This window comes from Halomonas sp. GXIMD04776, from assembly GCF_049808615.1.
GTDB lineage: Bacteria > Pseudomonadota > Gammaproteobacteria > Pseudomonadales > Halomonadaceae > Modicisalibacter.
In genome coordinates this window covers 1-26,561 of the sequence record NZ_JBNCAN010000034.1, presented here as the reverse complement: position 1 = coordinate 26,561, position 26,561 = coordinate 1, and the positions used below count along the sequence as shown (strand labels likewise).

General features: G+C 58.4%; 25 protein-coding genes and 1 pseudogene. 13 read left to right on the top strand and 13 right to left on the bottom strand.

The window, feature by feature from the left end:
- Positions 1-199 precede the first annotated feature (199 nt).
- From ACPF7Z_RS18225 to iadA, 6 genes and pseudogenes are all read left to right on the top strand, one after another.
- Positions 200-970, top strand: a complete 771-nt coding sequence (locus ACPF7Z_RS18225; protein WP_425194664.1) for an ABC transporter ATP-binding protein — start codon at positions 200-202, stop codon at positions 968-970.
- 13 nt (positions 971-983) lie between these two features.
- Positions 984-1,700 (top strand): ABC transporter permease, encoded by a 717-nt coding sequence (locus tag ACPF7Z_RS18220; protein ID WP_425194663.1) that lies wholly within the window; start codon positions 984-986, stop codon positions 1,698-1,700.
- Positions 1,688-2,416: an ABC transporter permease gene (locus ACPF7Z_RS18215; RefSeq protein ID WP_425194662.1), complete on the top strand. Its 729-nt coding sequence runs from the start codon at positions 1,688-1,690 to the stop codon at positions 2,414-2,416. Before ACPF7Z_RS18220 ends, ACPF7Z_RS18215 begins: the two co-directional genes overlap by 13 nt.
- 147 nt (positions 2,417-2,563) lie before the next feature.
- Positions 2,564-3,337 (top strand): transporter substrate-binding domain-containing protein, encoded by a 774-nt coding sequence (locus ACPF7Z_RS18210; protein WP_425194661.1) that lies wholly within the window; start codon positions 2,564-2,566, stop codon positions 3,335-3,337.
- A 102-nt stretch (positions 3,338-3,439) separates the two neighbouring features.
- Positions 3,440-4,234 (top strand): annotated as a pseudogene (locus ACPF7Z_RS18205) (transporter substrate-binding domain-containing protein).
- A gap of 77 nt (positions 4,235-4,311) precedes the next feature.
- Positions 4,312-5,454, top strand: a complete 1,143-nt coding sequence (iadA, locus tag ACPF7Z_RS18200) for a beta-aspartyl-peptidase (RefSeq protein WP_425194660.1) — start codon at positions 4,312-4,314, stop codon at positions 5,452-5,454.
- A 10-nt stretch (positions 5,455-5,464) separates the two neighbouring features.
- Here iadA and ACPF7Z_RS18195 read toward each other — a convergent pair whose 3' ends face one another.
- Positions 5,465-6,193, bottom strand: a complete 729-nt coding sequence (locus ACPF7Z_RS18195; protein ID WP_425194659.1) for a glutamine amidotransferase-related protein — start codon at positions 6,191-6,193, stop codon at positions 5,465-5,467.
- Between the two features lie 229 nt (positions 6,194-6,422).
- On the opposite strand from ACPF7Z_RS18195, the gene ACPF7Z_RS18190 reads away from it, so the two are divergent.
- Entirely contained in the window at positions 6,423-7,220 is a 798-nt protein-coding gene (locus tag ACPF7Z_RS18190) for a TraX family protein (protein WP_425194658.1), read from the top strand.
- 33 nt (positions 7,221-7,253) lie between these two features.
- On the opposite strand, the gene ACPF7Z_RS18185 is transcribed toward ACPF7Z_RS18190, so the two are convergent.
- Positions 7,254-8,144 carry a LysR substrate-binding domain-containing protein gene (locus ACPF7Z_RS18185; protein WP_425194657.1) on the bottom strand — a complete coding sequence of 297 codons (891 nt, stop codon included), beginning with the start codon at positions 8,142-8,144 and terminating at the stop codon, positions 7,254-7,256.
- 100 nt (positions 8,145-8,244) lie between these two features.
- On the opposite strand from ACPF7Z_RS18185, the gene ACPF7Z_RS18180 reads away from it, so the two are divergent.
- On the top strand, positions 8,245-9,255 hold the full coding sequence (locus tag ACPF7Z_RS18180; RefSeq protein WP_425194656.1) for a YeiH family protein: 1,011 nt from the start codon (positions 8,245-8,247) through the stop codon (positions 9,253-9,255).
- A gap of 81 nt (positions 9,256-9,336) precedes the next feature.
- Here the strand turns inward: ACPF7Z_RS18180 and ACPF7Z_RS18175 are convergent, their stop codons facing one another.
- From ACPF7Z_RS18175 to ACPF7Z_RS18150, 6 genes are all read right to left on the bottom strand, one after another.
- Complete coding sequence (locus tag ACPF7Z_RS18175; RefSeq protein WP_425194655.1) at positions 9,337-10,410, bottom strand: YeiH family protein; 1,074 nt, start codon at positions 10,408-10,410, stop codon at positions 9,337-9,339.
- A 144-nt stretch (positions 10,411-10,554) separates the two neighbouring features.
- Complete coding sequence (locus ACPF7Z_RS18170) at positions 10,555-11,043, bottom strand: universal stress protein (protein WP_425194654.1); 489 nt, start codon at positions 11,041-11,043, stop codon at positions 10,555-10,557.
- Positions 11,044-11,098: 55 nt separating this feature from the next.
- On the bottom strand, positions 11,099-12,442 hold the full coding sequence (locus ACPF7Z_RS18165) for a TRAP transporter large permease (RefSeq protein ID WP_425194653.1): 1,344 nt from the start codon (positions 12,440-12,442) through the stop codon (positions 11,099-11,101).
- Positions 12,443-12,445: 3 nt separating this feature from the next.
- Entirely contained in the window at positions 12,446-13,009 is a 564-nt protein-coding gene (locus ACPF7Z_RS18160) for a TRAP transporter small permease (protein ID WP_425194652.1), read from the bottom strand.
- A 119-nt stretch (positions 13,010-13,128) separates the two neighbouring features.
- Positions 13,129-14,142, bottom strand: coding sequence for a TRAP transporter substrate-binding protein (locus ACPF7Z_RS18155; RefSeq protein ID WP_425194651.1), 1,014 nt, complete (start codon positions 14,140-14,142; stop codon positions 13,129-13,131).
- Between the two features lie 548 nt (positions 14,143-14,690).
- Complete coding sequence (locus ACPF7Z_RS18150) at positions 14,691-15,704, bottom strand: TRAP transporter substrate-binding protein (RefSeq protein ID WP_425194650.1); 1,014 nt, start codon at positions 15,702-15,704, stop codon at positions 14,691-14,693.
- Positions 15,705-16,226: 522 nt separating this feature from the next.
- Here ACPF7Z_RS18150 and ACPF7Z_RS18145 point away from each other — a divergent pair.
- A complete protein-coding gene (locus ACPF7Z_RS18145; RefSeq protein WP_425194649.1) occupies positions 16,227-17,705 on the top strand; it encodes a PLP-dependent aminotransferase family protein in 1,479 nt (492 codons plus the stop codon).
- 110 nt (positions 17,706-17,815) lie between these two features.
- On the opposite strand, the gene ACPF7Z_RS18140 is transcribed toward ACPF7Z_RS18145, so the two are convergent.
- From ACPF7Z_RS18140 to thiO, 3 genes are all read right to left on the bottom strand, one after another.
- Complete coding sequence (locus tag ACPF7Z_RS18140) at positions 17,816-19,252, bottom strand: NAD(P)/FAD-dependent oxidoreductase (protein WP_425194648.1); 1,437 nt, start codon at positions 19,250-19,252, stop codon at positions 17,816-17,818.
- Between the two features lie 203 nt (positions 19,253-19,455).
- Positions 19,456-19,845, bottom strand: coding sequence for a nuclear transport factor 2 family protein (locus ACPF7Z_RS18135; RefSeq protein WP_425194647.1), 390 nt, complete (start codon positions 19,843-19,845; stop codon positions 19,456-19,458).
- A gap of 147 nt (positions 19,846-19,992) precedes the next feature.
- A complete protein-coding gene (gene thiO / locus ACPF7Z_RS18130; RefSeq protein WP_425194646.1) occupies positions 19,993-21,084 on the bottom strand; it encodes a glycine oxidase ThiO in 1,092 nt (363 codons plus the stop codon).
- A 179-nt stretch (positions 21,085-21,263) separates the two neighbouring features.
- On the opposite strand from thiO, the gene ACPF7Z_RS18125 reads away from it, so the two are divergent.
- From ACPF7Z_RS18125 to ACPF7Z_RS18110, 4 genes are all read left to right on the top strand, one after another.
- A complete protein-coding gene (locus ACPF7Z_RS18125; protein ID WP_425194645.1) occupies positions 21,264-22,244 on the top strand; it encodes an AAA family ATPase in 981 nt (326 codons plus the stop codon).
- On the top strand, positions 22,244-23,965 hold the full coding sequence (locus ACPF7Z_RS18120; RefSeq protein WP_425194644.1) for a cobaltochelatase CobT-related protein: 1,722 nt from the start codon (positions 22,244-22,246) through the stop codon (positions 23,963-23,965). The genes ACPF7Z_RS18125 and ACPF7Z_RS18120 overlap by 1 nt, the downstream gene beginning before the upstream one ends.
- Before the next feature lie 105 nt (positions 23,966-24,070).
- Positions 24,071-24,316 (top strand): FitA-like ribbon-helix-helix domain-containing protein, encoded by a 246-nt coding sequence (locus ACPF7Z_RS18115; protein WP_425194643.1) that lies wholly within the window; start codon positions 24,071-24,073, stop codon positions 24,314-24,316.
- A complete protein-coding gene (locus tag ACPF7Z_RS18110; protein ID WP_425194642.1) occupies positions 24,313-24,714 on the top strand; it encodes a type II toxin-antitoxin system VapC family toxin in 402 nt (133 codons plus the stop codon). Before ACPF7Z_RS18115 ends, ACPF7Z_RS18110 begins: the two co-directional genes overlap by 4 nt.
- 157 nt (positions 24,715-24,871) lie before the next feature.
- On the opposite strand, the gene ACPF7Z_RS18105 is transcribed toward ACPF7Z_RS18110, so the two are convergent.
- Complete coding sequence (locus ACPF7Z_RS18105) at positions 24,872-25,858, bottom strand: alcohol dehydrogenase catalytic domain-containing protein (protein ID WP_425194641.1); 987 nt, start codon at positions 25,856-25,858, stop codon at positions 24,872-24,874.
- 31 nt (positions 25,859-25,889) lie between these two features.
- Positions 25,890-26,561 (bottom strand): SDR family NAD(P)-dependent oxidoreductase (locus tag ACPF7Z_RS18100; protein ID WP_425194640.1); only part of this gene is annotated, 672 nt, incomplete at its 5' end.

Here is a 26,561-nt window from a genome sequence, read left to right as displayed (position 1 = left end):
CGCCCCATCCTGAGCGGCAATCAACTATAAAACAAAAAGTTAGAGGCTATTCTCATGATCCTTCCAGTCACGACAAGACATGCAGCGTCGCTCCGAATGCACATCACGCTCTGACCAGGCGTCAAACGCCTGTTAGAATCGCTGACTTTTCGTCTCGAGTGCATTGCAAACTCAGCCTGCCCGTTACTTCGGAGCCTTTATGGTCGATACCCCCCTGCCCCTTGAAGTGCGTAATCTCAAGAAGCGCTTCGGCGACAACGAAGTCCTCAAGGGCCTGTCACTTCAGGCTCACCAAGGCGATGTCATCACCCTGATCGGCGCCTCCGGCTCCGGCAAGAGCACCTTCTTGCGCTGCATGAACCTGCTCGAGCAGCCCAACGAAGGCGAGCTGATCGTTCACGGCGAGACGATTCGCTTCAAGGAGACACGCCATGGCCGAGAACCCGCGGATTGGCAGCAGGTCGTCAACATGCGCGCCAAGCTGTCCATGGTCTTTCAAAACTTCAACCTCTGGGCCCACATGACCCTGCTGGAAAACGTCATCGAAGCGCCGGTGCATGTGCTCAAGAAGCCGCGCAAGGAAGCCATCGAACACGGCCGTGCACTGCTCGATCGCGTCGGATTGCTGGAGCGGGCCGATTACTACCCGGCCCAAATGTCCGGAGGCCAGCAACAGCGCGGCGCCATTGCCCGGGCACTGGCCATGGACCCGGAGGTGATGCTGTTCGACGAGCCCACCTCGGCGCTGGACCCGGAACTGGTCGGCGACGTGCTCAAGGTCATGCGGGATCTGGCCAAGGAAGGACGCACCATGATCGTGGTCACCCACGAGATGGCCTTTGCCAAGGATGTCTCCAGCCAGGTGATGTACCTGCATCAGGGCATGGTCGAGGAAGCCGGACCGCCGGCGGAGGTACTCGGCAATCCTCGCTCCGAGCGTCTGAAGCAGTTCCTGGCCCCCAAGCACTGAGCAGGAGAAAGACATGATCGACCTGCAGGGCTACGGCCCACGTCTGCTCGAAGGAGCGCTCGTCACCATCGAACTGGCGCTGCTCTCATTGTTCGTGGCCATCATCCTGGGCCTTCTGACCGCCAGCGCCAAGATGTCACGCAGTTGGCTGCTGCACAAGATCGGCACCCTCTACACCACCATCATTCGTGGCGTGCCGGATCTGGTGCTGATGCTGCTCTTGTTCTTCGGCGGCCAGATCGGCATCAACATGGTCACCGACTGGCTCTACGATCGCTTCGGTATCGACATCTTCATCAACGTCAACGAGTTCGCCGCCGGCGTGATCACCATCGGGCTGATCTTCGGTGCCTACATGGGCGAGACCTTCCGGGGTGCCTTCATGGCAGTGGACAACGGCCAGATCGAGGCCGGTCGTGCCTACGGCATGTCAGAAAGGTTGATGTTTCGTCGCATTCGCTTCCCTCAGATGATGCGTCACGCTTTGCCCGGCCTATCCAACAACTGGATGGTACTGCTCAAGACCACTGCGCTGGTGTCGATCATCGGGCTGACGGACATGGTGCGGGTCGCTGCCGAGGCGTCCAAGGCAACTCACGAGCCCTTCACCTTCCTGATCCCGGTGGCGGTCATCTATCTGCTGATTGCCAGCGTCTCGGAATGGACCTTCGCACGCTTGCAGAAACGCTACAACGTCGGATTCGGGGAGGCGGACGAATGGAACAACTAAGCACCTGGTTCACTCAACTGCTGGCCGACAACAGCATCTTCACGGCACGGACCCTCGGCTACTACGGCGAGGGCCTGGTCACCACGGTGCAGCTGGTGTTCCTGTCCCTGGTCATCGGCCTGCTGATCGCCGTGCCCCTTTCCATCGCCCGCGGCTCGAAACGCAAGTGGATCAAGATGCCGATCTTCTTCTACACCTACGTGTTTCGCGGTACGCCGCTGCTGATCCAGCTCTATATCATTTACTACGGCGTGGTCTTCATCGAGGGCATTCAGGATACTTGGCTGTGGGTCATCCTCGAGGAGCCCTTCTATCCGGCGCTGATCGCCTTCACATTGAACACCGTGGCCTATACTACCGAGATCTTCCATGGGGCGATCAAGGCAACTTCCAAAGGCGAGATCGAGGCGGCGCGCGCCTATGGCATGTCGAAAAGCCTGATGATGCGCCGCATTATCCTGCCCAGCGCCTTTCGCCGTGCCCTGCCGGCCTATGGTAATGAGGTCATCTTCATGCTGCATGCCAGTGCCATTGCAAGCGTGGTGACGATCATGGATTTGACCGGTGCCGCGCGTCTGGTATATGCGCGCTTCTATGCTCCGTTCGATGCCTTCCTGTTCGTCGCGGCCCTCTACCTGTGCCTGACCTTCGCCATTCTTTACCTGTTCCGCTATCTGGAGAAACGCATGCTGGTTCATCTTCGGCCCCAGAATTGATCTCGGTTAAAGCGTCAAACGAGCGTTGGAAAACAGGTTCAATCAGGGGGTTGCCCCCCTATCACCAAGCGGCACGCTGCGCTAATGTGGTTTTGTAATCATCTTCGGCGTTACGTGCGTAAAACAAACAAAAGGGATACTGATTTCATGAAAAAACTGCTGACCGTTACTCTGTTGAGCGCCGCCATGCTGGCCGGCACCGCTCAGGCTCGCGACTATGACACAGTACGCTTCGGCGTCGATGTGCCCTACGAACCCATGGAATACCGTACGCCGGACGGCGAATTGACCGGTTTCGACATCGACCTGGGCAATGCCCTGTGTGCCGAGATCGGCATTGAGTGCGAATGGGTCGTGCAAGGCTGGGACGGCATCATCCCCGGCCTGATGTCGCGCAAGTACGATGCCATCATGTCCTCCATGACCATCAACGACGACCGTCGTGAGCAAGTGCTGTTCTCCGATCCCTACTTCACGCCCCCTTCCGCCTGGTTCGTCCCCGGTGATAGTGACATCAGCGATCCAAGCGAAGAGGCGTTGACGGACAAGAACATCGGTGTGCAGCGTGGCACCCTGCAGGACAATTACGCCAGCGACATGTACGGCGACGTCGCCGACATCAACCGTTATGCCACCGCCGACGATATGGTGCTGGACATGGAAGCCGGTCGTCTCGACATCGTCTTCCTCGACTTCCCGGTCGGCAAGTCCACGCTGCTGGACAGCGAAGACAACGAGTACAAGGTAGTCGGTGAGATGATCACCGAGCCCAAGGAGTACTTCGGTGACGGCTTCGGCATCGCCTTCCGCAAGCGTGACGAGGAGCTGGCCAAGAAATTCAACGAGGCCCTGGCCACGCTGAAGGATAACGGCACCTACGACGAGATTCGTCAGAAGTATTTCGAAGACAACGCCAAGTGATGCTTCCGTAATTTTTCGATGACAAAAAAACACCGCGAGCCCCTGGTTTGCGGTGTTTTACTTTAACGGCTACCACCCAGCAACTACTCAATAGGAAGTCTCATGCAAACTCCTCGGTTACTGCTCACTGCCACGCTTGTCGCTCTGGGCGTCTCGCTCGTATCCGGCACTACTTACGCCCGGGACTACGACGAGGTACGCCTGGCCGTCGATGTTCCTTACGAACCCTTCGAATAAAGAACGCCCGATGGCGAACTGACCGGCTTCGAGATTGATCTGGGTAATGCGGTCTGTGCAGAACTCGATATCCAGTGCAGTTGGGTCGAACAAGCCTGGGATGGCATTATCCCCGGGCTACTAGCGCGCAAGTACGACGCCATCATGTCATCGATGGCCATCACCGAAGAGCGTGCCCAGCAGGTACTGTTCTCTGAGCCCTACTACACCACGCCGAGTGCCTGGATCACCCCAAAGGGCCGTGACATCGATATCGGCGACAAGGAGAGCCTCAAGGGGCTGACCGTCGGCGTGCAACGCGCCACTCTTCAGGACAACTACGTGACCGACCTCTATGGCGATGTGCTGGAGATTCGTCGCTACGCCAGTGCCGGCGACGTTATCGCCGACATGCAGACCAGCCGCCTCGATCTAACCTTCATGGATTACCCGATTGCCGAAGCGGCCATCGATATCGACACCGACAATAGCGAATTCAAGCGTATCAGTGATTTCATCAAGGAACCCGAGAAGTACTTCGGCAAGGGCGTGGGAGTGGCCTTTCGCAAGCGCGACAAGGAACTGGCGCAGATGTTCAACGAAGCACTCGCAACCCTCAAGAAGAACGGCACCTATGACGAGATCATGAAGGAATACTTCTCTTACGATGTAAAACTATAAGCGACAAGGTCATTAGGGGTCACAGCCGCCATCGCTGACCGGCGATGGCGGTTTTTTCCTCGCTACAAGGAGGCTCGATGCTCACGCTACTGCGTAATGCACAACTTTATGCGCCGGAACCGCGTGGCTTGAGCGATCTGTTGATCGCCGATCGACGTATCGCCGCCATCGCATCGGCCGGTCAAACACTGGCCAATGGCCCTCAGGTCAAGGAGATCGATCTCGAGGGACGACGGGTGATTCCCGGGCTGGTCGATCCGCTGGTGCACTTCATCGGCGGCGGCGGCGAGGGTGGCTTCGGCACCCGCACCGCTGAACTGACCCTCGAAGATGCGCTAGCCTCAGGCGTGACCACGCTGGTGGGCGCGCTGGGCACCGACGCCCTGACCCGAACCCCGGCCAATCTGCTGGGCAAGGCCCGGGAATTGGCCGCGTCAGGCCTTACCACCTATGCCTATACCGGCTCCTACCAGTTGCCCCCGGCGACACTGACCGGCGCCGTCAATAGCGACATCCTATTCATCCCCGAGTTCATTGGCGTGGGTGAAGTTGCGATCAGCGACCATCGCGGCTCGCAGCCGAGTTGGCAAGAACTCACCCGACTGGCCTCCGAGGCACGCACCGCCGGCATGCTGGCGGGCAAAGCCGGCATCGTCTTCGTGCATGTCGGCGATGGCAAGACACTGCTCGAGCCGTTGCGAGACGTCGCCCGCCATAGCGAGATCCCCCTGGGGCAGTTCTACCCCACCCATATCAATCGGACCGCCACGCTGTTCGAGGATGGCTTGCGCTTCGTGCGCGAGGGCGGGCGCATCGACTTCACCACCAGCACCACCCCAGAGCTACTCGCCGATGGTGAAGTACCGGCGGCAGAAGCGGTTGATCGCGCCCGGCACGCCCGCCTGGACTTGGGCCGAGTGAGCCTGTCCTCGGATGCCAATGCCTCGCTGCCACGTTTCGATAACAAGGGTCGCTTCATCGGTCTAGAGCCCGGGCGCCTGGCAAGTCTGTTCGAGACGCTGGGACAGTGCGTCAATGATCTGAACATGCCGCTTGAGCAGGCGCTGCCCTCTGCCTCGCGCAACGCCGCCGATGCCTTAGGCTTACCTCACAAGGGGCGCCTGGAGAAAAACGGCGACGCTGATCTGCTGGTGCTTGCCGCCGAGGACTGGAGGATCGATGAGGTCTGGGCAGGTGGAAGGCACGTTCACCAGAATTGATCCTTGGACTTCAAGCGCCTGACGTGTCGGTACGCATTGCCCGCCGCATGAAGTTGAGCGCCCAGCGCACCATCAATTGATCGTCGACGGGGGCGTTGAGCGAAGCCAAACCTTCGCGCACGCGATTACCGGGGATGGTGCCGCATCGCAGCTCCATCAGATCCGCCGAATAGGCCTTGGCGAATTCTGGATGGCCCTGCACCCCAAGAAAGGTTTCACCGACCTGCATCACATAGAACGGGCAGAAATCGCTTTCGGCCAGTACCACGGCCCCGTCGGGTAAACGCGAGACCTGATCCTGATGACTGACCACCAAATCGAGCCCTTCCTGCCAAGGGTCCATCCATTCGGCACGCTGGGTAAGGCGATTGAAGGACATGCCTACGCCCCAGCCGCGCTCGCTCTTGACCACCTCGCCATTTAGGGCCTTGGCAATCAGCTGATGTCCGAAGCAGATACCGACCAACGGCTTACCCGCTTTCCAGAGATCACGAACGAAACCGCAGAGTTCGTCGATCCATTCGTCACCGTCATTGACGCCATGCTTGGAACCGGTCGTCAGCCAGGCATCCACGGCATCGACATCCGACGGTATCTCGCCCTCATGACAGCGCCACACACTAAACTCCAGCGTCGGATCGACCCCAGTAAACAAGCGCTCAAACATTTCGGGATAGTTGCCGTGTCGGGGCTGAAGCTCTTCTGCCACGTCGTCGCATTGCAGCAGGCCAATGCGCATACTCTTCCTCCTTGAAATAGACAAAGAACAATTATCGCTTTTGGATCTTCTCGACGCCACCTCGCATGCAACGCCTCATGTCACTCCTGCACGATAACGCCGGCAACGTGTCGTTGAACACTGTGGCTATTTGTCAAGCGCTGGAGATTTTTGTCGATGATCGCTATCGTACCGCGATTATCACTCTCTAACGGACTATACATCCGTTGGCGGCACAACGGAGACCAAGATGTCATCGCCATCCCCGGCCACGCCATTGCAGCAGACGCTACGCCCCTCCTCGGCCTGGACCGCCTGGGGGCAGTGGCTCGCGCTGATCACCATGACCGTGGATCACGTCACTCGCTATCTGTTACCGGATAGCTGGGATGTGGGCTGGGCCAGTTCCTCCATCGGGCGCATCGCCTTTCCGCTATTTGCCGGCATGGTGGCCTGGCATGGCCTTTTCAATACACGAAATCCGTTTCGCTATGCCAGACGCATTCTGATCATCGGGTTGATCGCCCAACTCCCCTACATGACCATGCCGCGAGACGGCTTTCAATTAAACATCTGTTTTACGCTGGCGCTGGGTTTGTGTTGGGGTACGTGGTTACGTGATCTCGCACGTCGTCCCGGTGTCGATCAGGACGCTCCCTTGCAACGCCCCTTGTTGCTGGGCGTGTCGTTACTCGCCTGGTGGCTATTCAGTCCATGGCTTGAGTATGGTCATTATGGTTTATTGCTGATTCCCTTTTACATGTTCGCGCTGCAGGCATTGACGCAACGCACGGATTCCTTTTCGGAGCACCTGCTGATGGTCGCGGCTAGCCTCCCGGTATTGCTTGTTGCCGGTCTGATGAACAGCTCCGACATGGCCAAGTCCTTTACCGTCATGACCACCCTGCTCATCCTGCTGCTGGCAGCAGGCGAGGCCAGCCGCGTACCGCAAATCAGTCCCGGCGCCATCATGCCGCGCAAGGTATGGCTGGCCTGGTACCCGGCGCATTTCGCGGTGATTGCCCTGTTGCTGCATGGTCCTTGGTAAGAGCCCCTGGGAGCCCGCGCAAAACCAAACGAATCAGTCTGCTTCCAGCAGAAATACCTTGAAGGCCTGCCATAAGGGACTGCGGTAGCGCTCCGGGTGCCATACCAGCGAAAAAGTACGGCGCAGGACCAGGTCGCTCTCGAGGGCAATCAGTTCCTTGCGCCTTAGTTCGCCGGCGACACTCAACCGCGACAGACACCCCAGGCCAAGCCCGGCCCGTACGGCCTGCTTGATCGCTTCATGCTGGCTGAGTTCCATGCGCACCCGCAGACGCTCGACATGATGCCGCACCGCCGCCTCGAATATCGCCCGGGTACCCGAACCACGTTCGCGTAGAATCCACTGCGCCTGCTGCAATGCTGCATCATCCAGATACTCATTGTTGGCCAAGGGATGGTGTGGCGCACAGACCAGTACCATTTCATCCTGGCGCCAAGGCTGGCTGGTCAGCCGCGCCTCGCTGCATTGTCCCTCGATCAATCCCAGATCCGCATTGAAACGCAGGATATCGTCCACGACCTCGCCGGTATTTCGCAGCCGCAATTGCAGATCGACCTGAGGATGGCGTTCGCTGAAGTGGCCTGCCAGTGTCGGCAATAGATAGGTGCCTATCGTCGCGCTGGCCGCTACCCTGAGCGTGCCCTGCAATACCCCTTCAGGCTCCTTGGCGGCATCGATGAATTGAGCAAGCTCGTCGAGCATGCGCTCGGCGCGAGGCAGCAGGCGCCGCCCCACATCGTTGAGCCAAAGACGTCGACCGAGACGGTCGAACAACGCCACGTCGAGATGACGCTCCAGGTCCGCCAATGCCTGACTGGTGGCCGACTGAGAAAGATGCACGTCCTGAGCGGCGGCAATGACCGCGCCGCCACGGGCGACCGCCACGAATACCTGAAGCTGACGCAACGTCACGCTGGAGTTCATATCGTTTTTTCCGAACTGGCATATCGTTATTACATGCTAATCGATTTGCGCTTTTGCCCTTAGCCTCGTCACCACTACCCACCAAAAAGGAGACGGCACCATGTGGCAAGGTTTATCGATCTGTATTGCGCTGACGCTGGCCGGTTTCGGCCTCACCCTGATCCCTGGCCTTGCCGATACCGGCATCAGCCCCCTGGTGTTCGCACTACTACTGGGGCTCGTCGTCGGCAATCTGCCTGGCGCTGCACGGCTCGCCTCAAGCTCTGGGCCTGGGCTCAAGTTCGCCACGCGCTGGCTGCTGCGTAGCGGCATCGTTCTGTTCGGTCTGTCGCTGACCCTGCAGCAGGTCATTGGTCTGGGCCCCAAGGTACTGGTATTGGATACTCTGGTCATCGTCAGCGTCTTGTTTGCCGGTTACTGGATTGGTACCCGCCTGCTGGGTATGGACAGCGAAACCACCCTGCTGACCAGCGCCGGAAGTGCCATCTGCGGGGCCGCTGCCGTACTCGCCACGGAAACTACCATCCGTTCACGGCCTGCCGCTACCTCCATGGCAGTGGCCACGGTCGTGCTGTTCGGCTCCATGGCGATGCTTGTCTATCCACTGCTCTACTCTTTCAGCGGCATGGAAGAAGGGCTTTTCGGTATCTATATAGGCGCGACGATTCACGAAGTCGCACAGGTGGTGGCTGCCGGCGATGCAGTAGGTAGCCAGGCTCTGGCCAACGCGGTGATCGTCAAGCTGGTTCGCGTCATGTTGCTGGTCCCCTTTCTGCTGATCATCGGGCAGTGGTGGATGCGGCGGAACCAGTCGGAGACACAAGGCGATGGCACCATGACCGCCAACGGCGGCCTGGTCATCCCTTGGTTCGCTTTCGGTTTTCTGGCCGTGGTGGTTGCCAACAGCTACATCACACTACCTGCTCCGTTGCATCAGGGGCTAGTAGTGGCTGGGCAAATCGCCTTGACCATGGCCATGGCAGCGCTGGGTTTCGAAACCCGTATCGAGAAGCTCAAGGCCCTGGGAATCAAGCCCTTCGTGCTGGCACTGATCCTGTTCCTGCTATTGATCGGGGGTGGGATGCTGGCCAGCCAGTTGGTGATGGGATAATCCCACCCCTGGCCTTTATCAAAAAAAACCGCTGTCGGAATGACCGGCAGCGGTTTTTTCATACCATCCTTATCGTTCCATTCAGCTTCCTACGCCACCGATGAAGATGAAGCCCAATACCAGTGCCAGCAGGAAGAGCGTCTCGATCACCATCAGGATGATTGGTTTCCAGCCGACGACGGCGAGTTTCTGGAAGGATGTCTTTATCCCAAGACCCGCAATCGCTGTGACCAGACACCAGCGCGATAGATCGGTCAGCCCATCGACGGCGAACTGCGGGATAACGCCGAAGCTATTGATAATCACTATGACGATGAAGCCAACCAGGAAAGTCGGCAGCATGGGCACTTTGCCGCCTGCTGCATTTTCCGACTGGCGCTGCTGACGATAGATAAAGATAAAGCACATCACCGCCGGTACCAGCATGGCCACGCGCAGCAGTTTGACGAAGGTGGACACATCACCGGTATGCTGTGAAATGATGTAGCCCGCCCCCACTACCTGGGCCACATCATGGATGGTGCCGCCCAGGAAGATCCCGGCCTGATCATCACTCAAGCCCAGCACGCTGACGAACAGCGGATAGATCACCATCGCCATCGTGGAAAGTGCGGTTACCGCTACCACCGTAAGAATCGTATTGCGTTCGTGATTCTCGTGGCGCGGCATGGCCGCGGAGAGCGCCAGAGCCGCGGAAGCGCCGCAGATTGCCACGGAGCCTCCGGTAAGCAGTCCTAAGTCCTTGGGTAACCCAAGCATCCTGGCCACCGCATAACCTACCAATATCGTCGAAGTGACCCCGACGATCACCGTGACGATAGGACCAAGCCCAAGCTCGCTGATCTGTTCGACGGTGATACGTACCCCAAGCAAGGCAACACCGATACGCAGAATGGTCCGCGAAGCGAATTCCACGCCAGCCAGACAACGCCCTTCCTCGGACAAAAAGTGCAGCGACATGCCGAACAACAGCGCATAGAGCATCACCGGGCCACCATAGTGATCGGCGATGAAAGTCGTCGCCAAGGCGATGGTCACGCATACCAGCACCCCAGGCGTGAGCTCGGAGATACGCTCGGCACGATGCCCCCCGACGCGATGAAAATGTTTCTTCAGCGCGTTCTCGGGCTGAGAATTAGGATCTTGCTGAGCCATGACATCACCTTTTGCAATAAAATCACCGGCCGGTATCCAAACCGACCGGTCAGTACTTCTTGAACGTGTCAGGGAGTGCCTTGGAGGTGCGACGCTCGGCGCCTGGCCTCACCCTGTCTTCACTCTTTTTCTGCGCTTTCTTCGTTATGCTGGCCCCGGCACCACGATCACAGGAATATGCGAACGCTTTAGCACGCCCTTGGCCACTTTGCCTGCGTAAGAAGCCGTCAGGCCGTGCTTGTTGGCTGCAATCACGATGAAATCATGCGACTGCTTCGCCGCGACCTCATTGATTACGGAGGCCGGATAGCCTTCGAGTACCTCGAGACTGACGACACGTGAGGCTAGTGCCTGCTGATCGTCGGGATGATGCTGGAAAAACTCATCGAGCTTGGTCTGCAGTTGCTCCCGGGCCATGTCGATACGCTGACGCATGAAGCCTTCCAGTGACTCCTGGTTACGAATATTGGCCTTGAGCGTATTCATCACGTCCTCGGCCAAAGGCTTGACCACATGCAATACATGCAACTCGGCACCGGTGGTCAACGCCAGTCGTGTCGACTGCTCCAGCACGCCATTAGAGTCGCCACGCAACCCCACACAGCAGAGAATACTCGCGATTCGATGTTCCATGTCCCCTCCTCACAGCATCAGATTGGCCCGGCGTCGAGTCGAACAACGCCCACTCCTAATACCCCATCATCCTCGGCAACCACAAGGATATCTCGGGGAAGTAGGCAATGATGAACACGGCAAATATCGAGCCGGCGGCAAAGGGCAAGGCCTTGAGCGAGATCTCCTCGATCGAGGCGCCCCCTATTCCGGAGGCCACGAACAGGTTCTCCCCCAAGGGCGGCGTCTGGAAGCCGATGGCCAGGGCGCAAACCACGACGATGCCGACCTGTACCGGGTCCACTCCCAGCATGTACATGATGGGCAACAGCACCGGCGTCAGGATCATGATGGCCGCCAGGGTCTCCATGAACATGCCGACGAATAACAGGAAGACGATGATCATCGCCCAGATCAGATAAAGGTTGTCGGTGAAGGACAGCATGGCCTCGGCGATGTGCGCCGGCACCCGCTGTTCCACCAGCAGTCGGCCGAAGACGGTCGCGGTGAACAAGATCAGCAGTACCCGACCGGTGATCCAGGTCGTCGTCTCCAGGGTGCGCATGGCGGGTTTCCACTTGAGTTCCTTGTGCAGGAAGATACCCACCACCAGAGTATAGGCGATCGCCACGATAGCCGATTCCGTCGGCGTGAACAGCCCCGTGTAGATGCCGCCAAGGATGATGATCGGTGCCAGTATCGACCACACGCCCTTACGCAGCGTCGTGCGGATATGGGGGAAGGACCATTGATCCGTCAGGCCGCGATAGCCCTTCTTGCGCGAAATGAAATAGTTGATGGTCAGCAGGCAGGTGGCGATGACCACACCGGGGAAGATACCGGCGATGAACAGCTTAGGGATCGACAGAGTCTGGAACGAGCCGTGCAGTGCCACCGCCTCGGGCGGAGGTTGCAGCCCCATACCCGAAATACCGAAGATGACCATGGGAATGGAGGGTGGAATGACCACGCCAAGCCCCCCGGACGAGGCGGTAACCGCCGAGCCGTAAGCGCGGTCGTAGCCTCGATTGGCCATGGCAGGGATCATCAGCATGCCGACCGCGGCGGTCGTTGCCGGTCCTGAACCGGAAATGGCGCCGAAGAACATACAGGCAAACACGGTAGCAGCGGCCAAACCGCCGGTGACGGGTCCGGCAAAGGCCTCGGCGATATCCACCAGACGTTTCGAGATCCCCGCCGCCTCCATCAGCGCCCCTGCAAGAATGAAGGCGGGTAATGCCATCAAGGGGAAGGAGCCCACGGAGGTGAACGCCATCTGCACGAAAGCCATGGGGTTTTCGCCGATGGAAAGATAAGTAATCAGCGCTGCCACGCCCAGCGAGACCGTGATGGGAGCCCCCAGCAGCAGTAACAGCAGAAAAGCACCGAACAGAATGTAGACGATGATGGTATCGGTCATGGCTCAGCGCTCCTGTTTGCTGTTGTGGGAGTCATCCGTAGGGTTGGAGCGCTTCATCTTTTCCACTTCCTCGGTTTCAGGATCGACCAGATTTACCTTCTTCACGTATTTCAGATAGTCGTTTTGAATGATACGAAACGTCATCGCCAGAAAGGCAATGGGTAGGATCAGGTAGAAATACTTCATCGGCACACCGAGCGTCTGGGATTTCCAGAAAAGATTCATCTTGTTGAAGACGAAGTCGTAGCTCAGGTAGATGAATACGGCATTGAATGCGATCCAGATGACATCGGTCAGAAGAAGGCAGAAGGTCTCGACCCACTTGGGCAAGAACTTGAACTGGAAGGTGACCCGGTTGTGAGCTGCCATCTTCGCCGCGTAAACCGCCCCCAGATAGGCAAACCAGACAAAGGCATAGGTCGCTAGCTCGTCACCCCAGGCCAGTGAGTAGCTGAAAAGGTTTCTCAACACGATTTGCGCAAAGAGAATGACGACGAACGTGACCAGGAGAAACTGGCATATGTAGTTTTCCAGGTTGTTGAGAACATGCAGTGTTATACGCTTCATGACGAGTGGCCCCTGCGCTTGGCGGGATCGACAATCCCGATCTTTCTTGCTCACTGACGCCTGCACCGACTTTTAAGAGTCGGTGCAGGCTTTGGTTTATAGCGAATGCTTACCAAGAATCATCCGGCAGGAGCTGGCTCACGACCCAAGGCTTGTAGCGCCTCGTCGAGTTTTTCCTTGCCGCCGATGCTGTCGTAGAACTGTGGCCAGACCTGGGTGGCCTGTTCGATCCACTCTTTTTCATCATTGGCGGGCTGGGTAATGGTCATGCCATGCTCATCGACCAGTTTCTTCTTGATGGCGTCCTCGGTTTCGATGAGATAGTCGTAGCTGTGCTCGGTGGCTTCTTGGCCGGCGGCGAGTACGGCTTCCTGCATCTCGGGGCTTAGGCTCTGGAACTGCCCTTCACCCATGATCAGAGGTTCGAGCAAGAACACGTAGCAGCTGTCGGTAACGTGATTCTGTACCTCGTAGAATTTCATGGCATCGATGGTGATGTAGGGAGTGTCCTGCCCATCGACCACGCCTTGCTGGAGAGCGGTAAAGGTTTCAGTCCAGGCCAAGGGATTCGGGTTGACGCCCCAGGCCTGATAGGCGGCGATCATGATTTCGTTCTTGGGCACCCGAATGACAAGACCCTCGAGATCTTCGGGCTTTTCGATAGGCCTCTCGGAGTTGGTCAGGCGACGACAGCCGGCGTAGGACCAGCTGAGAATGCGCACGCCCGCATCACGAATGGTGTTTTCCGTCATCTGATCGCCGATTTTGCCCTGAGTGAGCTTCTTGGCATCCTCGGCGTCCTGAATCACATAAGGCAGGGTCATCACACCCACGGTAGGAGAAAACGGCGTAATGTTGTTGATGGCCAGGATCGACAGGTCCAGCAGCCCCATGCTGGCGTTGTTGACCGTATCCTGTTCGCTGCCCAACTGGCCGTTAGGGAAGATATCGACCGTGATATCGCCATCGCTCTTTTCTTCGATCAACTCGGCGAATTTAGTGGCGAGCTCATATTGAGTCCCCCCGGCGGCGTCGCCGACAGCCATCTTCCAAGTTTGTGCCAAGACATTGCCACTCAGCGCAAGACTGGCGACGGAAATGGCGGCAGGCAACATCAGTTTTGTTAATTTCATGACATACTCCCAACGTTGTTTTTGTCCAGACGGTGTCATAAAACACCATCATTTCTGGGTAAATACGGTCCTAGAAGACACAGCTTCAGCCTTGGTATTTCTCTTGAGCAATGGACCGATAGTCATAGTGGCTTTATTAGTCATCCGTTGCCGTTTAGTCACCTTCATTATCGGCTTTCTACTAAACGATAGACCATCGGCAGCGAACATGCCTGGCTATACAGTCACCATCCGCTGACACCACGTCATTCACTGTCCTCTAGACGCAGGGATCATCAACAGGGCCAGTTCATCGGTTCGTTTTGGTCCAGCTTGTAAAATTCACCGTAATTCAACAGGTTCATTGTCTGGCGGGTGACGAATTTTTGACTTAAGTAGCATGAATAGGCATACAGAAAAACGATCGAGGCGACATTTTTCTTACCGGTACGGCCTGCAGACAGGATCAGCGATGGCGCAATGGTGACCAGTGTTTTGACTAACTGAGGCCTGCACCGACTCGAGAGGGTCGGTGCAGGATGTGCTGCATGCTACCTACTTGCAGACTATTATCCCGCAGGGGCTGGTTCGCGGCCCAAGGCTTGTAGCGCCTCATCGAGTTTTTCCTTGCCGCCGATGCTGTCGTAGAACTGCGGCCAGATCTGGGTGGCCTGTTCGATCCACTCCTTCTCGTCGTTGGCAGGCTGGGTGATGGTCATGCCATGCTCATCGACCAGTTTCTTCTTGATGGAATCCTCGGTTTCGATGAGATAATCGTAGCTGTGCTCGGTGGCTTCTTGGCCGGCGGCGAGTACGGCTTCCTGCATCTCCGGATCCAGGCTCTGGAACTGCCCTTCACCCATGATCAGCGGCTCGAGAGAGAAGATGTAACAACTGTCGGTGACATGATCTTGCACTTCGTAGAACTTCATGGCATCGATGGTGATGTAAGGGTTGTCCTGACCATCGACGACCCCCTGCTGCAGGGCGGTAAAGGTTTCCGACCAGGCCAGCGGGTTGGGATTGATTCCCCAGGCCTGATAGGCAGCGATCATGATCTCGTTCTTGGGTACGCGGATGACCAAACCGTCGAGATCAGCGGGCTTTTCGACGGCCTTGGCAGAGTTGGTCAGGCGGCGGCAGCCGGAGTAGGCCCAGCCCAGGATACGCACACCCGCATCACGAATGGTATTTTCGGTCAGTTGCTTGCCGATATCGCCTTGGGTCAGCTTCTTGGCATCCTCGGCATTCTGGATGACGTAGGGCAGCGTTAATACCCCGACAGTGGGCGAGAAAGGAGTGATGTTGTTGATCGCCACTATCGATAGATCAAGCATCCCCATGCTGGCATTGTTGACGGTATCCTGCTCGCTTCCCAACTGACTATTAGGGAAGATATCGGCCGTGGTCTCGCCACCGGTCTTTTCTTCGATCAACTCGGCGAACTTAGTGGCAAGCTCATACTGAGTTCCCCCCGCAGCGTCCCCGGTCGCCAGCTTCCAGTTCTGCGCCAGTGCATTACCGCTGAGCGCTAGACCAGCGATGGTAATGGCGGCAGGCAACATCAGTTTTGTTGACTTCATGACATACTCCCAACGTTGTTTTTGTCCAGACGGTGCTTAAAAGCACCATTATTTCTTGGCAAATACGATCCTGAGAAAAAACAGCTCTAAACTAGGCATTTTTCTTATTGACGGATCGAATAGTCATAGCGGCTTTATTCGTTATCCATCGCCGTTTAATCATCTTTATTTTCGACTTTTCACCAAACGACGGATCATCGGCAGCGGATAAGTCTGTCTATGCAGTCACCACTCGCCGACACCACGCCATCCACTGTCCTCCAGACGCAGGGATCATCAACAGGGCCAGTTCGTCGATTCGTTTTGGGCCAGTTTGTATAATTCACCGCAATTCAACATGTTCATTGTCTGGCAAAAAGCGGAACTTTGACTTAAGTCGTACGGGCAGACATGCAAGAAAACGGCTGAAGCGACATATTTCTTACCAAACCGACCTACAGACAGCGTCAGCAATGGCACAATGGAGACCAGTATTTTGACTAACAATGAGGTGCCGTCACGACCGGCTCTCGGGCGACGATCATGAACCAACTGCTTTTTCATCTTGATCCCACGTTAACGATCACTCTGCAGCAACAGCTGCGCGAGCAGATAGCCCGCGCCATCCTCGATGGCCATATTCCGGTGAACAAGGCCCTGCCTTCGAGTCGCAAGCTGGCTCAGGAGCTGGGTATTGCGCGCAATACCGTGATGGTGGTCTATGAGCAGTTGCTCGACAGCGGCTACTTGATGGCCAAGAGCCGCAGCGGTTATTTCGTCAATCCCGAGATTCTAAAAGGGCATGCTGCGCGACCTGAACGCCTCAACGACATCGATGCCGAACATCTGGCCTGGGAGGAGCTCTTGACCATGCATCCTTCTCGCCAGGCAACCATCAACAAACCCAACGACTGGCCGTGTTACGAATACCCCTTCATCTACGGTCAGATCGACCCGGAACTCTTTCCAACTCAACACTGGCGAGAATGTAGCCGCGACTCCATGAGCGTACCGGCCATTCGTAGCTGGGCGGTGGATCATCTCAACGATGACGACCCTTTGCTCATCAAGCAGATCCGCACACGCCTGCTGCCGAGACGCGGTGTATGGGCAGCCCCCGAAGAAATCCTCGTGACGGTGGGCGCCCAGCAGGCACTCTGGCTCATCAGCATGCTGCTGCTCAAGCGGGGCCGCCGTTTCGGCATGGAAAATCCTGGCTATGTCGACATGCACAACATCGCCTCGATCTTCACCGATGACATCCTGCTGCTGCCGGTGGATGAACAAGGCATGCGCCTGGAAGCGCAGATCAGCACCTGCGATCTCATCTATGTCACTCCCAGCCATCAGTCACCCACGACGGTCACCATGCCGCTTACGCGGCGGCGCGAGCTGCTCGACATGGCGGAACAGGACAACTTCCTGATCATCGAGGACGACTACGAGAGCGAAACCAACTATCTCGACAACCCTACCCCGGCTCTCAAGAGCCTGGACAAGCATCAGCGGGTCATCTATGTCGGCAGCCTGTCCAAGACTCTCGCACCGGGGTTGCGAGTGGGCTATATGGTTGGTCCACCCACTCTGATCCGTGAAGCCAGAGCACTGCGCCGATTGATGCTGCGCCATCCCCCGACCAATAACCAGCGCGCTGTGGCGCTGTTTCTCGATCGCGGTTATCACGATGCCCTGCTGCGTCAGATCCATCGCGTCTATCACCGCCGCTGGCAATGTATGGGCGAGGCACTGGCCACCCACATGCCCCACGCCTCGACCCCCTCCGCCTTTGGCGGTGCCAGCTTCTGGGTGAAGGGGCCTGCTGGCCTGGATTGCAACCTGTTGCGAGAGCTGGCACGCAAGCAGAGCATCCTCATCGAACGTGGCAATCTGCACTTCTTCGATGAGCCTCAAGGTGAATATTTCCGGTTGGGCTTTGGGGCGATTGCGGAAGAGCGCATCGAACGAGGAATCGAGCAGCTGGCGCGACTGATCCCCCAGGCGATTCTTGCCGATACGATGTGAGGCTCAGCCAGCGCATTGAACCGTGAATAACAACAAAAACCGGCTTCCTTTCGGAAAGCCGGTTTGGTCATGGATCACTTGATCGAGCTTGAGGCGCTTCGTCTCGCAGCTTAAAGCACTTCGTCCTGCAAATGGTACCAGCGATACAGGAAGCGCTGGCCGATACGACGAAATGGCGCAAACACCTCGGCTTCGACCTTCTCGCGCAGATTGGGGAACGGCAGGCGCGAATTGAAGATCGGCAGGTCAAGCTCCTGTCCCTGACCGGCAATCCATTGTGCCATTCGCTTTCCGGCCTGGGCCGAATACATCACACCATTACCGCCATAACCCAAGGCGTAATAAATCGTCTGACTGGCGTCGGGCTGATAGATGCGCGGCATCATGTCGTGGCTGACATCAACCCACCCCCACCAGGAATAATCGATCTGGATGCCTTCGAGTGGCGGGAACTTGCGGTATAGATCACGGATCAACATATCCTCGAATTTCTTGGCCGGCGCGTCCTTGCCCGAGATGGCGCTACGACTACCAATCTGCACCCGGTTATCCGGCAAGCGGCGATAGTAATGGCGCAATATCCGAGTATCGGTGATCACCTGCTTGGTCTTGAAATTACAGGCCTCCAGTTCCTGCTCCGTCAGTGGCCGCGTGACCAGCGAGTTGGAGAGGATCGGTAGCAGACGATTCTTGAGCTCCGGATGCAGACTCTGGGACGTATAACCACCGGTGGCGATGCCTACCGCACGCGCCTTGACGGTGCCCCCCGGGGTCTTCAGATAGTGCACGCCATTGCGTGTCTCCCATCCCTGAACCGGACTGGCCGGATGGATCTTGACGCCGAGCGCCCGGGCTTTCCTGTGATAACCGAAGGCCAGTTTACCCGCATGAATGCCGATGCCTTCCGGCTCGTGCATCGCACCGGCGGCTTCGGTATCGTTTACCCAGTCACGCTTGACCGTATCGGCATCGAGTATCTGCGCATCGTAATCGAATGTCTCACGCAGCAGCTTGGCCTCCTTTTCCAACTTCGACATGACCTTGTCGCGATGCGCCAGATACAGATGGCCGCCGTGCTGCGGCTCGCAGTCGATATCCTTGATCAACTCCTTGAAGGTGTTCATGCCGTCGATACATTCGGCGTGCATCTTCAGTGCAGTGTCCAGACCCCAGCGCTCGATCCATTGAGAGCGCTTCAAGCGACCCGACGCACACTGCGCCTGCCCCCCGTTGCGGGTACTACAGCCCCAACTGGAGCGGTTGGCTTCCAGCACCGTCGCCTTGATGCCGTGCTCCTGGGCTAGAAAGATAGCGGCAGTCAATCCGGTGAAACCCGAGCCGATGATGACGACATCGACATCCATGTCCTGAGTGACGGGGCCATCGTCCTCCGGTGGCTCGCCCGCGGTCCCGATCCAATAGGTGGGCGCATATTCTCGCCCCTGGCCCGGGGTCGCGCTCTTCAAAGGATCGTAGGCCGGATCATATGGCTGTGAAGGGGCGGTGCTACGGCCGCCGGCCGCGCTTGCCTGTGTTGTTGTATCCATGATCGGACTCCTCAGAATAGGGATGTCTTGAAGTAATCACTGTATAAATGCCTACGCGACCGAATTGCTGCGTTGCGCGGTGCTAGAAAACTCGCCTAACCCAATGTTATGTCTCGTCTTCTGCGCTCCGTGCGCCTTGCAGCGTAGCGACGCCTGCTTATCTCGTTCGACGATTTATTCAACGATTACTTTAGCGTGGTTTATCAGGCGCCTTGATTGAGGGGCGGACGATTCTTGCGGAATGCATTCTTCACCGCGATCTTGCCGTCGCGGAAGGTGAAGGCGTCGATCATACGGGCTTCAGAACGAACGCCATCGGTGGTGGTGCCCTTGTAAGTGGTTTCGGAGAAGCCGTGATCGCCGATCACGTAATGCTCACCGTCGACCCACTGCGCATCCGGTGCATTCTTCCAGGCACCCTCGAGCCCCTGGCGCACTTCATCCTGGCCCTTGAATGTCTTGCCCATCAGATCCGGTCCGGCAATAGCATGAAATTCACAGTCATCGGTCATCATCGACATGACGGCATCGATATCGTGATCGTTGAGGGCCTGGCTGAAGGCTTTGAGGAAATCGACGTCGAGTTGACTCATGGCGTGCTCCTGGCGTGTAAGTGGTTATTCATGAAAATAGGCATTCGCGGCCCACGGCCACTATGCTGCCCTCATCTCATAAGGGTAGTCGTGGCACGTTGAAAACACCTAGCACCAGATAGAAGGCACTTGTTGGGCCAGCCCCGATCACCACCGATAGGGTGTTGGATCGAGGATCGGTTCATGTCCTAATAACTGGTCCACCAGCAAACGCGTCGCCGCCGGGGCCAGCACCAGCCCGTTGCGATAATGCCCGGCATTGACGAACATCCCTTCCACACCCGGCACCTCGCCGATGAACGGCACTCCGGCCGGAGATCCCGGGCGCAGCCCAGCCCAGTGATGTTCAACTTCACAGGTTGCCAAGGCCGGCAGCATGGCGACAGCGCTTTCATAGAGCGATGCGTACGCCTGTTGCGTCGGGGTCTTGTCGAAATCGGCGTGTTCCAGGGTCGAGCCGATCAGTACGCGCCCATCGGCCCGCGGAATCAGATAACGTCCATCCGCCAGCACCACCCGCTCGATCAACAAACGCCCGTCCGGCATGCGTGGCGTCTTGAACACCATCATCTGCCCCTTGACCGGATGGATAGGTAGATCCAGCCCGAGGGTCTTCAAGAGCTGGCCGGTCCAGGCACCGCCACACAGTATGACCCTCCCCGCGGTCAACGGACCTTCACCGGTATCTACCTGGATACCACTATCCTTCCGACTCAGCCGCTCGACCGACACATGTTCGCGAAGGGTCACTTGAGGAAGTGACTGCAGCTTGGCCCGCAGCGCCTGGCCCAGGCGGGGATTACGGATGCTGCCCAGGGTCGGCATCCACAGCGCATCATTGAAGCCCGCTGCCAGATTCGGCTCCTTTTCATACAAAAAACGGGCATCGACACGCTCCAGTGGTTTGTCCAGTCGCTGCGCCCATTCCATGGCCTCGGCCTCATCCTCCACACGTAAGTAAAGCAGCCCCCTCTGGCGGTATTCCGGATCGATCCCCGTATCGGCGAGCAAACGCTCGGCAAGCTCGGGATAATAGCCTTCGGACCAGCGCGACAACCGCGAGATCGACTCGGGATGACGCCAGGGATAAAGCGGCGAGACGATACCGCCGCCAGCCCAGGAAGCCTCGCGACCGCACTGCCCGCGTTCGACCAGCGTCACGCCATAACCCGCATCCGCCAGCTGCCAGGCCGTCATCATGCCAATGACACCACCACCGATAATCAGAAAGTCATTCATTCGTCAGGTTCTCATTAGCCAAAACCAACCTTTGCAGTCAAATAGTTTCAAAAAACGATACGATTTGCATGTTTTTTAGAAACAAAGCTATGATTGCATCCATGCTTCACGCTTTCATCTAGACTCAAGGTAGCGCTCTACAATACAGCGCTTTCAAGACGCCCCCGAGGAGATCCGACGTGACCGAGCTTCAACATGCCAAGCCCGACAAGATGCAGTCCGTGCGCACGCTCTTCGATATCGACAGCGACCTGGAGGTGCCCACTTTCAGCGAGCGCGGCGACCATGTCCCGGAAATCGACACCGCCTATCGCTTCAATCCGGATGTGACCTTGGCGATACTCGCCGGCTTTACCCGCAACCGTCGAGTGATGGTTCAGGGGCTTCACGGTACCGGCAAATCGACCCATATCGAACAGGTGGCGGCGCGATTGAACTGGCCTTGCCTGCGAGTCAATCTGGATGGCCATATCAGCCGTCTCGATCTGGTCGGCAAGGACACCATCGTGGTGCGCGACGGCCTGCAGGTCACGGAATTCCAGGAAGGCATCGTGCCCTGGTCGCTGCAGCGACCCGTGGCGCTGATCTTCGACGAATACGACGCCGGGCGGCCGGACGTGATGTTCGTCATCCAGCGCATTCTCGAGCGCGATGGCAACTTCACTTTACTGGATCAGAACCGGGTGATTCATCCCCATCCCTACTTCCGCCTTTTCGCCACCGCCAACACCGTCGGTCTGGGCAATCTCGACGGCATGTACCACGGCACCCAGGTGCTCAACCACGCCCAGATCGACCGCTGGAACATCGTCGCCAAGCTCGACTACCTGCCCCACGACGAGGAGGTGAAGATCACCCTGGCTCGTGTACCCAGCAAGAACAACGAGAAAGGACGCAAGCTGATCGACTCGATGGTCGAAGTAGCGGATCTGACCCGCAAGGGCTTTGCTGCCGGCGACCTGTCCACCCTGATGTCGCCGCGCACGGTGATCACCTGGGCGGAGAACTGCGAGATCTTTCGCAATCCGTCGCGGGCCTTTCGCCTGTCATTCTTGAACAAGTGTGACGAGGCCGAGCGTCCCATCGTGGCGGAATACTATCAGCGCTGTTTCGGTGAAGAACTCGACGAGTCCTACCAGAACAACCAGGATACGTTTTAGTGGCCACTCCGCAGCAGCTGGCCCGTCGCCAGCAGCACATAGAGGAGCTGTGTGCCGCTTCTCTGCGGGCCATGACCGGGGAGCGCGATCTGCATTATCGCGGCAAGCGCCTGCATCATCGTGCCCAGCCAGTGCCGATACACGCCCCTCATCTGCGTCTGGATGACGACAATCTGGATTTCACCGCCTATCGCGGTGTTGCGGATGCAACTGCCCTGCGTCTTATGCATTCCGACATCGATCTGCACCGTCGGCTGTGCCCGGAAGACCCGGTGGCGCGACTGATCTTCGAGCTTCTGGAACAATTGCGGGTCGAGGCCCTGGTGCCAAAGGGCCTGCCCGGCATGGCCCATAATCTGGATCAGCGTTTCGAGGCCTGGTCGCGTGATTTTCAGACGTCTCGGCTGACCGAAGGCGTCGTGGGTCGGCTGATCTTTTCCATCGCCATGATCGGCTGGACGCGCATTACCGGACGCCCGCTCGATGATGAGACCGGCGATTTCATCGAAACCACCCGAGGGCGCCTGGTGCCGATCATCGGTGCGGATCTGGCCGGGCTACGGCGTCATCGTCAGGACCAGGCCGCCTTCGCCGAACACGCGCTCAATATTGCCCGAGTGACCTCGGAAAGAGTCACCGAGGCCAGAGAAGCACTGGGCGGTGACGACGATGAGGAAAATGACGAGGAGTTGGAAGGCTTTGCGCTCTTTCTCGATTTCGACGAGGAAGGCGGCGAAGGCTTTACCACGGCACTATCCGGTCACAGCAAGGTCTTCGATGATGCGGAGCAGCGCTATCGCGTTTTTACCACCGCTTACGATCGTGAGGACGCAGCCTCCGATCTGGTGCGTCCGGCTAAACTCGATGAATATCGCCAGCGCCTGGACAGGGAGATTGCTGAGCTTGGCATCAATATTCGCCGCCTGGCGCAGCTATTTACCGCGCATCTTAGCAACGTCGAACGCGACGGCTGGAGTTTCGGCGAAGAAGAAGGCTACATCGACGGCCGTCGCCTGGCTCAGTTGATCACCTCCCCTGCGGAGCGCCGCCTGTTTCGACTCGAGCAGTACAAGCCCCAGGCCAACAGCATGGTCAGCTTTCTGATCGACTGTTCCGGCTCAATGAAGGCCTACAGCGAATCCACCGCCATACTTCTGGATCTGTTGACCCGAGCCCTGGAAATGGCCGGCGTGACCACGGAAATTCTCGGTTTCACCACCAATGCCTGGAACGGGGGCCGCGCCCAGAAGGAGTGGATGGGCCAGGGACGCCCGAAAAACCCGGGGCGCCTCAATGAAGTGCGCTATCTGGTCTTCAAGGAAGCCGTCCAGCGCTGGCGGCGGGTGCGCCGCAACATCGGCGCCCTGCTCAAGCACGATCTCTACCGCGAAGGCATCGACGGCGAGGCGGTGGACTGGGCCTGCAACCGCATGCTCGGGCGCGACGAACAGCGCCGCATCCTGATTGTCATCTCCGACGGCTGCCCCATGGACACCGCTACCAATCTGGCCAACGACACGTTCTACCTGGATAACCATTTAAAGGACGTCATCGCCCGCCGGGAACGCCAGGGCGAGGTCGAGATTCGCGGCCTGGGCGTGGGCCTGGACCTCAGTCCCTTCTATCGTCACAGCCTGGCGCTGGACCTGGCCCACCCCATCGACAACGAGATGCTGATGGAAGTGGCGCAGCTGGTCGTGGGCAGACTCCGTCAACGCTAGTTTTTGCGGCCTATTTCACTCGCAAGGCATCGCCATATTCTTGACGAGAAACCACACTGAAACCAAAATGAAACCATCGCACTCGTGCATACTAGAGCAAGCGCCATGGCATCCCTGACCGTAAAAAACATCCCCGATGAGCTCTATGATCGGCTCAAGGCCTCCGCAACACTGCATCGGCGGAGTATCAATAGCGAGCTGATCATCTATCTGGAGCGCGCCCTGCTCCCGTCAAACGCCACGCCGGAGCAGCACCTGGACAAGGCTCGTGAGTTGCGTCAGCAAGTACATACTGACCGCTTGCTGAGCGAAGCCGACATCACCGACGCCAAGAACGACGGTCGCCGATGATCGTTGCCGATACCAACACCATCGCCTACTTGTACCTGCCTACCGAACATACCGAAGCCGTCGAGGGTGTGCTGAAAAAGGACGCTCAATGGTTGGTGCCGAGGCTATGGCGCAGCGAATTACGCAACATCCTCGCCTTGTATATGCGAAAAGGACTACTCGAACTCGCCACGGCCTATCAGATTCAAGGCCAAGCGGAAAAGCTCCTGACAGGGAACGAGTATGAGCTGGACTCGCTTTCCGTGCTTGTACTGGCGGAAAAAACCGGCTGCTCCGCCTATGACTGTGAGTTCGTGGCACTTGCACAGCGATTCGACATACCGCTCGTCACCAGCGACAAGAAACTGCTCAGGGCTTTTCCTGAACAGGCAATCGCTCCCAAGGCTTTCATTTCATGAGTCCCGACATCCCATAACCTCATAGCCAACGATTCGGAGCCGGCAACCTCACTCCTCTCGAACGCGAGACGATCCAGACCGCGGCCAGCGTACGCAACGATGGCGCAGATTGCGCCGCCGGCCACTTTGCAGCATGGCTCCAGCTCTTATTCCAATTTCACGGCACCAGCACGATCTTGGCGGCGGCAGTGCGACCCGCCACCAGATCGGCGAAGGCCCCGGCGCCTTCGTTCAAGGGACGGGTTTCCACCCACTCAAGCCCTCCCAATGCCCCGGAGTCAAGCAGCGCCACCGTGGCTCTCAGATCAATGGGGGTATAGGTATAGGCGCCCAGGAAGGCGATCTCCTGCAGGGTCAGGGTGCGCACATCCAGCTCGCCGGTATTGTCCTGCAGCCCGACGTGCATGATGGCACCCCCGGGACGCACCGCATGCGTCGCCATGGCCCGGGTGGCCCCGGCACCGACACAGTCGAAGACCGCTTCGACACCGTTCTCCTCAGGCCCCGCATCGCGGGGGTCGAAGGTTTCCAATCCGGCGTGCTCGGCGGTCTGGCGGCGTAGCGGATTGGTGTCCGCCAACCTCAAATGACGCACGCCGCGCTGACGCAGCATCAGGCCCGTCAGAAGCCCCACGGCACCGGCACCGATCACCAGTACCGTGGCTTCCGCCAGGGGTCTCGCCAGCACGCGTTCGAGACGCTGGATGCCGTGCAACGCGGTGGCGGCGGGCTCGGTCAGGGCGGCCGCCACCGGCGACAGACTATCGGGCAGCTCGATCAGGCAGTGGTCGGGAATGGTCAGGGATTCGGCGAAACTTCCCGGCCGGGTCATGCCGATCATGGTGCGATCGCTGCACAGGTTCTGGCGTCCGCCCAGGCAGTAGTCGCAGCGCCCGCAGACGATCAACGGATTCATGGTTACGCGCTTGCCCGCCAACGGGCCCTCGGTGACTTCCCCCGCGGCCTCGTGGCCGAGGATCAAGGGTGGCACCCGGCGAGGATCGTGGCCATGGAAGGCATGCAGATCGGAGCCGCAGATGCCGGTGGCGAGAATCCTGACCCGGGACTCGCCAGCCGCCAAGGGAGCGTCTTCCGCCTCGCGTATTTCAAGGCGTTCCGGGCCGGTGTAGAAAAGTGCTTGCATGTTCGGTTCCTCGTTCAAGAGCAGTAGACATTCACCGCGCGGTAAAGCCGCCATCGACGAACAGCGTCTGGCCGGTGACATAACCCGCCGCCGGCGAGGCCAGAAACACCGTGGGCCCGGCGATGTCCTCGAGAGTGCCGTTGCGGCCGATGGCGGTCCTGGCCGCCATGGCCTCGGCGGTGTGCGGGTCGTCGAACACCGGCGCGGTCAGCTCGGTGGGAAAGAAGCCCGGCGCTATGGCATTGACGTTGATGCCATCCCGGGACCAGGCCTCCGCCATGGCCCGGGTCAGCTGCACGATACCGCCCTTGCCGGCGCCGTAGGGGGCGCTGTTGGCAAAGGCGCGCTGGGACTGCAGCGAGGCCAGGTTGATGATGCGCCCATAGGCCTTGTCACGCATGCCGGGCACCAGGGCGCGGGACAGGAAGAACGGCGTGCCCAGGTGCAGTTGCAGAGTCAGTTGCCAGGAGGCCAGATCGACCTCGTCGATGGGTTGACGCAGATTGACGCCGGCGGCATTGACCAGGATGGTCACGGTCCCGAAGGGTTCCGCGGCCTGCTGCGCCGCCTCATCCAGCCCGGTTGGATCGGCGAGATCCGCCTCCAGGGCGGCGGCCCGGCCACCCTGCTGCTGAATCATGGCGACGCTCTCCTCCAGGGCGGCGCGGCGGCGGGCGGCGACCACCACCGCGGCCCCGGCACC